Genomic DNA, 8,397 nt, shown 5'->3' on the forward strand with positions numbered 1-8,397 from the left:
TCAGAGTCCGGATGAAATAATAGTTAATCAGTATATTGATCTTAACGGTACTACCAATACATTCTTATTTATTCTTAATGTGGACCGAATTCCAAACAATAGAATGAGAATCTATAACAGATGGGGGGTTCTTGTATTTGATGGCGAGAATTACAACAATGTCAATAACATATTTAATGGCAGATCAATGGGGCGTTCAACCCTAGCAGCTAACGATTTCTTACCAGCTGGAGTTTATTATTATATCTTTGAATACGAGAATCAACAGGGTAATATGATTACGGATAGTGATTATTTATACATCAATAGCAAATAAGAGAAAATGCGTTTACACTATTTAGACATTCGATTATCTATTGTATTGTTTTTACTATTGTGTTGTACATCGGCTTTAGCCCAGCAGGAAGCACAGTTTACGCAATATCAATTTAATACGATAAGTGTCAACCCTGCCTATGCCGGATCTAGAGGGCAATTAACCGCAGCAAGCCTTTATAGATCACAGTGGATAGGTCTTTCGGGAGCACCAGAGACATTTACATTAAGCTTGCATTCTCCTATTAGAGAGAGCAGGTTAGGTTACGGCATCTCGCTTATTAATGATAACATAGGAGATGGTGTTGTTCAAGAAACAGCAATAGATGCCCAAGTATCTTATACTCTTGATGTTTCAAGAATAGCAAAGTTCTCTTTTGGACTGAATTTAAGTGGTAGTTTTCTGAATTTGGACTTTAACAACTTACGTAATTTTGATCAAGAGGGACAGAATAATCCTATTGCCAATCAACCTAATATCAGCGAGTTCAATCCCAATTTTGGAGTTGGATTTTACTATCATACAGATAAATTCTATGCGGGACTATCTGCACCTGATTTAATCAATAACGAAGCCTTTGATAATAATGGTCAAAGTTTATTGTCTGTTGAACGAGTCAATTACTTTTTCATTACGGGCTATGTTTTTGATGTAAACCCTAACGTAAAATTTAAGCCGGCCCTTTTGACCAAAGTGGTTAGTGGAGCACCATTACAAGTTGATATATCTGCAAGTTTTTTGTTTGCCGATAAGTTCAGTCTAGGTGCTGCTTACCGTTGGGACGCTGCAGTAAGTGCGCTAGTTGGTTTCCAGTTAACAGATCAATTCATGTTAGGGATTGCATATGATAGGGAAATTACAGAACTGGGAGCTACCCAATTTAATGATGGTTCTTTTGAGGTTTTCCTAAGATTTGAACTTTTAAGAAGGTTCCAACGTACCGTATCGCCGCGTTTTTTCTAAAATAATTGAGCATGTTAAAAAATATACTTCTTTTTTCAATAGCGATTTTAGGAATCCAATCATCCTTATTTGCTCAAGAACGAATATTGGAACGCGCCAATCAAAAGTATAATGAATATTCTTTTAGCCCAGCTATTGATATTTACAAAAAGGTCTTAGAGAAAGGCTATGAGTCTCCTGATTTATTAAAGAAACTTGGCAATGCTTATTATTTTAATGGAAAATACGAAGATGCTGCACCCATTTATGAACAGTTGGTTGAAAAATATGACTCGGTAATTACACCTGATTATTTATTTAGATACGCCCAAACACTGAAGACGCTTGGTGAATATCAAAAGTCAAATATTATAATGTCAAGGTTTGTTGATGCTACTGACCAAAGTGGTGACGGTAAAACAAAAGTATTTGATTATTTAGCAAAGATTGAAGAAAACTCCGGGAGATATGATATTGAACAGTTTCAGTATAATTCAAAATACTCAGATTTTGCCCCAGCTTTCTATGAAGATGGTTTAATTTTTTCCTCTGATAGAGATACTGGTAACTTTGCTAGATACAGACATACATGGAATTCAAAAGATTTTTTGGATTTATTTTCGGTAATAGAAGATGAATCTTCTAATGCCTCAGTAGTTAAAGTACAGGGCGATGTGAATACTAGGCTTCATGAATCGACCTCTATTGTGACTAAAGATGGAAGTACAATGTATTTTACCAGAAATAACTTTTTAGATGGTAAGAAGTATAAAGATGGGAACGGAACAACCCGTTTAAAAATATATCAAGCTACATTGGTAGATGGTGAATGGATTGATATAACGGAATTACCCTTCAACGGCGATAGTTATTCTATTGCACATCCAGCTCTAAGCCCTGATGAAAAAATACTTTATTTTGCTTCCGATATGCCCGGAACTTTAGGCGGGTCAGATATATTTAAAGTGCAGATAATTGGTGATGGAACTTTTGGTACTCCGGTTAATCTTGGTAAAACTATTAATACTGAGGCAAGGGAAACTTTCCCATTTGTAGCACAAGAAGATGTTCTTTATTTTGCATCTGATGGTCATCCAGGCTTAGGAGGTTTAGATGTTTTCGCAACGAAAATAGCTTTTGATGAATACGACCAACCAATTGTAAATTTAGGTAAGCCCATTAATACAAAATACGATGACTTTTCTTTTATTATTGATGAAAGTAAAGAGGGATATTTTGCATCTAACCGTTTAGATGGTATGGGAGAGGACGATATTTATGGTTTTGTTGAAAATGACCCTATTCAATTAGAGTGTTTGCAAGATGTGACAGGGACAGTCAGAGACCGAATATCCAATGAAATATTAGTTGGTGCTACAGTTAAAATTATAAATGAGGAAAACAATGAGGTATCTTCAACAATTACAGATTCTAAAGGGCAATATTCATTAAATTTAGATTGTAATAAAGGCAACTTTGTAAGAGCCCTAATGGAAGGTTATGTACCATCAGAAGAATACCTTTCTAAATCATATGGTAAACCGCAGATAGTTGATTTTTATTTAGAAAGAGACGTGGTAAGCGGTGGATTTGGCGATGATTTGGCAAAACTTTTACAATTGAGTACTATTTATTTTGATTTAAATAAATATGATATAAGACCTGATGCCGAAATTGAGATTCAAAAAGTTATCGTGGCTATGGAAAAATATCCTAGTTTAAAAATTAAAGTTAATGCCCATACTGACAGTCGCGGTAATGATGCTTATAACCTATGGCTTTCCCAGCAAAGAGCGGAAGCTACGGTCGGGTATATGATCAATAAGGGTATCTCAGCCGATAGACTTGGCGGAGAAGGCTTTGGTGAAGAAAAATTATTAAATGAATGTGGTAATGGTGTTCCATGTTCAAAAGAAAAGCATCAATTAAATAGACGTTCTGAGTTTATTATTCTAGAATAAGCTAATAGCGGTGAAATTGTCTTTCTGTTCTTATCGATAAGTTACATTATATTTTACGATTAGACTTCGCATAAATTATAGTTAATGTTTATAATGGCCTGATACACAACATTTTTTTATTGAAATGGTATTGCAATAGTACTTTGCATTAAATACTATGGAGCTTTGGTCTTCCAAAAAACCATTTTAATGAAGATTAGAATAATCCCATTTTTTGTTTTGCTATTTTTTGGAACATTGTCTTATGGCCAAGTTACCATTTGGTTTGAAGATTTTGAAAGCCCAAGTTTGGTCCAAGATTTAACAGGAATTGCTACTGGTCCTGAAGCTAGTTCATGGGCAGCTACAGGTGATACACACAATAATGTCAATAGAAGATTAGATGTTGAAAATTTAGGTGGTGATCAAGTCATGCATGCAAGGAATACTGATCAGACTGAAACTTGGGCAACAACAGCTATAGACATATCTTCATATACAAATATCTCATTTAGTTTGGATGCTGGATCGGCAGGTGTTGAATCCGGAGATAGTTTTACTGGATCATACAGGCTAGATAGTGGCAGTTGGATAGATTTTCAAAGTACAACAACAACAGGAGTTTTATCTTCATATTCAATTACAGGTCTTTCAGGTTCTACCCTAGAAATAAGGGTTCAATTTGTTACCAATCAAAATAGTGATAGCGAATATTATTATATTGATGATGTTTTAGTTCAAGGAACAGCTTCAGGTGGAGGAAGTTTATGTACCACTCAATCGTCCTCACCCAATAGTTCCATTCCAGACAATGACCCAACAGGAGTTTCAGAAAACGTAGTTTTTTCAGCAACAGATCCCATAACTGATGTTAATCTTACCGTAAATATTACCCATACTTGGAATAGTGATTTGGATATAAGGTTAACTAGTCCAGCAGGCACAACAGTTGATTTGTCTTTAAATAATGGAGGTAGCGGAGATAATTATACAAATACAATTTTTGATGATGCTTCAGCTAGTTCAATTACTGGGGGAACTTCACCATTTACGGGAATTTTTAGTCCAGAAGAAGCGCTTAGTAATTTTAATGGGGAAAACCCAAATGGATCATGGACCTTAACAGTTGTTGATGAAGCAGGTGCAGATATAGGGACCTTAGATAGTTTTCTGGTAGAGGTTTGTACCGCTGCTTCCTCATCAGATTTGGCAGTCACAAAAACTGTTAGTGATAGCACACCTAGCGAAGGGTCAAATATTATGTATACATTATCTGTAACGAACAACGGTCCAGCTGATGCTACAAATGTAAGTATAACAGATATTCTGCCTTCTGGAGTTTCTTATGTTGGGGATGATGGAGCATATGATTCCGGAACAGGTATATGGACTATTGGTACTTTAAATAACGGCAACAATGCAACTTTAAATATTACCGCAAGTGTTGATGGCAGTACTAGTGGTTCAACAATTACAAATACAATAACCACAATAAGTGCAGATCAAACTGATAGTAATGTAACCGCCGATGATTTAAGTGAATCCATAGTTCCCACTATAGATCAGGCTCCAACGTTGACAGCTACTGGAGATCAACAATATTGTCCAGGAACTTCTCAAACTATTGTAGAAACAATTAGTATAACGGATCCAGATGATACAACAACGGATGCCGTGTATATTCAAATATCTTCAGGATATGTAAACGGCGAAGATATATTAGCGCTTACTGGAACCCATCCTAATATTACTGCAAGTTTTGATGCTACCGAAGGAGAACTTACGTTATTGGGTCCAACGACTTATTCAGAATTTGAAACGGCTATTCTAGCTGTTGAATATTCTAGTAGCGCTAGCAGCCCATCTGGAACTCGACAATTTTCGATAACCCCAGGTAGCGCAAATTTTTTACCTCCAACAGACCACTATTATGAATTTGTAGCAAGCGTAGGTATAACCTGGACAGCTGCAAGAGATGCAGCTGCATTAAGAACTTACTTCGGTTTACAAGGTTATTTAGCAACTCTTACTACGCAAGCCGAAGCGGATTTTTCAGGCTCGCAGGCACAGGGTGTAGGTTGGATTGGAGCTTCTGATGCTGCCACTGAGGGAGATTGGCAATGGGTTACAGGACCGGAAGCAGGAACTTCTTTTTGGAGTGGAGGAATTGGAGGTACTACAGTTGCCCCATATAATTTTGCTTTTTGGAATAACAATGAACCTAATCAATCTGGAAATGAAGATTATGCCCATATAACGCATCCAAATGTAAATCCAAATGGCTCTTGGAACGACCTTTCAAACACAGGTGCAGCCTCTGGAAATTATCAACCGCAAGGTTATGTGGTAGAATATGGAGGAATGCCAGGAGACCCAGTTTTGAGTATTACTGGAGTCACAACACTTACAATTGATAATGTTAATCCGACAGCAAGTAATCTTCCCCCTGTAACCGTTAATTGCACAGCAGATATCCCTGCTCAAAATATTAATGATGTAACTGACGAAGCAGATAACTGTACTGCTAATCCAACAGTTACTTTTGTAAATGATGTAACTGATGGAGGTACTAGTCCGGAAATAATTACAAGAACGTATCGAGTAACTGATGAAGCAGGTAATTTTATAGACGTTATTCAAACGATAACTGTAAGTCCGATTTTAATCGATTCTCAACCAAGTAATCAGGTTGTAGGGGTAAGCAGTAATGCAATTTTTTCATCTAGCACAAGTAATGCTGATACATTCCAATGGCAAGTAAGCACAAATTCTGGAGTTAGTTTTTCTAATATTTCTAATGGAGCAGAATATTCAGGCACAACTACAGAAGTCTTAACTGTTTTAGCAGTTGACATAGCTAAAGATGGTTATGTATATAGAATTTTAGTTTCAAACTCTTCCGGTACATGTGCCACAGTAACTTCTTCAGAAGTAACTTTGACTGTTGTTATAGATAGCGATTTAGATGGAATTGATGATTTAGCAGATTTAGATGATGATAATGATGGTATTCTAGATAGTATTGAATCGCCCAAAACCGTTTTATGGGTTACAGATACTGGTTCTGGCCCCGATACCGAAGAGCAGAATACAATTAATAAATTAACTGCTTTGGGTTATTTAGTTACTGTTGTTGATGATACTGGAAGTGGAGAAGATGCCAATAACTATGCGGTAACTTTTGTTCATGAAGAATCTATTAGCGGAAATGTTTTGGCATTAGGAAGTATTAGTAATTTAATAACTACTACAAATGGTGTTATAACAAGCGAACCAGCACTTCATGATGATTTATTAGGCGCAAATGTGGGAGGGAATAGTGGTCTAACCTCGATTAATATAATAGATAATACACATCCGATAACTTCTGGATTGGCTTTAGGAAATCTAAATATAGGAAATGCACTATATCATGGAGATGGATTGACTTCTGGAACCATTTTAGGAGAAGACCCAAATAATTTTGAAGCATCCATTGTAATATGGGAAGGAGGAGATGCTATGGAAGTTGGCATTGCACCTGGCAAAAGGGTCACAGTTCCGCATACAAATGGTTTTAATACAACGGGTGAAGATTTATTGGTAAATGCAATAATTTGGGCAGCAGGGATAGATACTGATGGGGATGGAGTTTCAGACGATTTTGATTTAGATAGTGATAATGATGGTATTTATGATGCCATAGAAGCTGGTCATGACCAAGTACAAGTTTCAGGTCGCCTTACTGGGAATGTAGGATTAGATGGAGTTCCAGATATCACTCAAGCTTCAGGTCAAGAAGATAGTGGCAACGTAAACTACGTCCTTCAAAATTCCGATAGCTCGGGAGGAAGTGATTATGTAGTATTAGATAGTGATGGTGATGGATGTAACGATGTAGTAGAAGCAGGTTATACCGATGGTAATACAGATGGAATATTGGGCTCTAATCCGGTAACAATTGATAACTCCAATGGAGTGGTGACTAGCGGCATAGATGGCTATACTACTCCGTTGGATGGTGATATGAATACAATATTTGATTTTCGAGAGGTCGGGAGCACACCATCCATAACTGTCCAACCCATAGATACTTTGACTTGCCCAGGATGCAGCATTAATTTTTCAGTTACATCAGATGGCGATACTTTTCAATGGCAATTGTTCAATGGGTCTGCATGGGATAATTTGACAGATTCCGGAATATATAGTGGTACTAGTGCTAACACGCTTACTATTATGAACCCCACAGCAGCAGAAAATGGCAGCCAATATAGAGTTTTAGTATCAAATAGTGCTTTCGTATGTGGTGAAGAAACTTCAAATATGGCTTTGCTTACAATTAAAACCAATACAGTTATCACAAATCGTAGAATCACATTTCGAGTTAAGAAAAATTGACCGAACTTAATAGTAGTGAATTCTTACATTTTGAGTTTTATGCATCTTTGAGACACGTTGATATTACTGATTTTATCGATAAAAAGCACTTTTGCTATGCAAGCTCACCTCAATTTTATAGCACTATACCGTGCGATTATATAGATACACAACAATTATTTTACTTGGCTCTCCATAAAACTAATTTTGTAGGGTGTAGTTATACACAAACCTGAAATTAGTTAAAAATCAATTGATTGAATAAAGTTTGAAATACTCAAACTCAAAACATATACCTACGATGTTAAATAAAACTCTAAACATGAAAAAGAGCTTAAGTTTTATACTCTTTCTATTTGTATCAACAATAGGGTTCTCTCAAACGACGGTCACATTACAAGACCAATGTAATTGTGAAGTACTTAGTGGAACAGCTGTTACAGCGGCGGGTGCTACGACTCCAACTGGAGCAGATATTGGAGATATTTATGTAAACACCACTAGCGGTTCTATCTTCTTTTGGGATGGCGATTCATGGGAGCTAACAGCATCAGATAATCAACAGTTGACCGGTTTTACTTTTAATGATACGACCAATTTATTAACTCTAGACTTGGAGAACGGGGGTAGCGCAAATATTGATTTAAGTAGCCTTAGTGATACCCTTTCTGATACCAATACGGTTATTACATCTTATGCAATTGATGTTCCAACAAACAGCTTAGTAATTACTGATAGTGATTCAAATACGTTTTCAGTTTTGTTGGGTGATATTGCCGCTTTGGTTGACACTGACACACAGTTGACCGATGCCGAAGTTGCAACCGCGGTGAACAACGA

Annotated in this window: 5 protein-coding genes; all 5 read left to right on the plus strand. The window is 36.6% G+C overall.

The window, feature by feature from the left end:
* On the plus strand, window positions 1-316 hold a 316-nt coding region (locus RM706_RS16365), incomplete at its 5' end, for a T9SS type B sorting domain-containing protein (RefSeq protein ID WP_311353351.1).
* 6 nt (window positions 317-322) lie between these two features.
* The gene (locus tag RM706_RS16370; RefSeq protein ID WP_311353352.1) at window positions 323-1,279 is read left to right on the plus strand and encodes a PorP/SprF family type IX secretion system membrane protein; all 957 of its coding nucleotides are present in this window, start codon (window positions 323-325) and stop codon (window positions 1,277-1,279) included.
* An 11-nt stretch (window positions 1,280-1,290) separates the two neighbouring features.
* Window positions 1,291-3,219, plus strand: a complete 1,929-nt coding sequence (locus RM706_RS16375) for an OmpA family protein (RefSeq protein WP_311353353.1) — start codon at window positions 1,291-1,293, stop codon at window positions 3,217-3,219.
* A gap of 189 nt (window positions 3,220-3,408) precedes the next feature.
* The gene (locus tag RM706_RS16380; protein ID WP_311353354.1) at window positions 3,409-7,578 is read left to right on the plus strand and encodes a proprotein convertase P-domain-containing protein; all 4,170 of its coding nucleotides are present in this window, start codon (window positions 3,409-3,411) and stop codon (window positions 7,576-7,578) included.
* Between the two features lie 301 nt (window positions 7,579-7,879).
* Window positions 7,880-8,397, plus strand: a 518-nt coding sequence (locus RM706_RS16385; RefSeq protein WP_311353355.1) for a hypothetical protein, incomplete at its 3' end; no start/stop codon positions are given.

This window comes from Croceitalea rosinachiae, from assembly GCF_031846445.1.
GTDB lineage: Bacteria > Bacteroidota > Bacteroidia > Flavobacteriales > Flavobacteriaceae > Croceitalea > Croceitalea rosinachiae.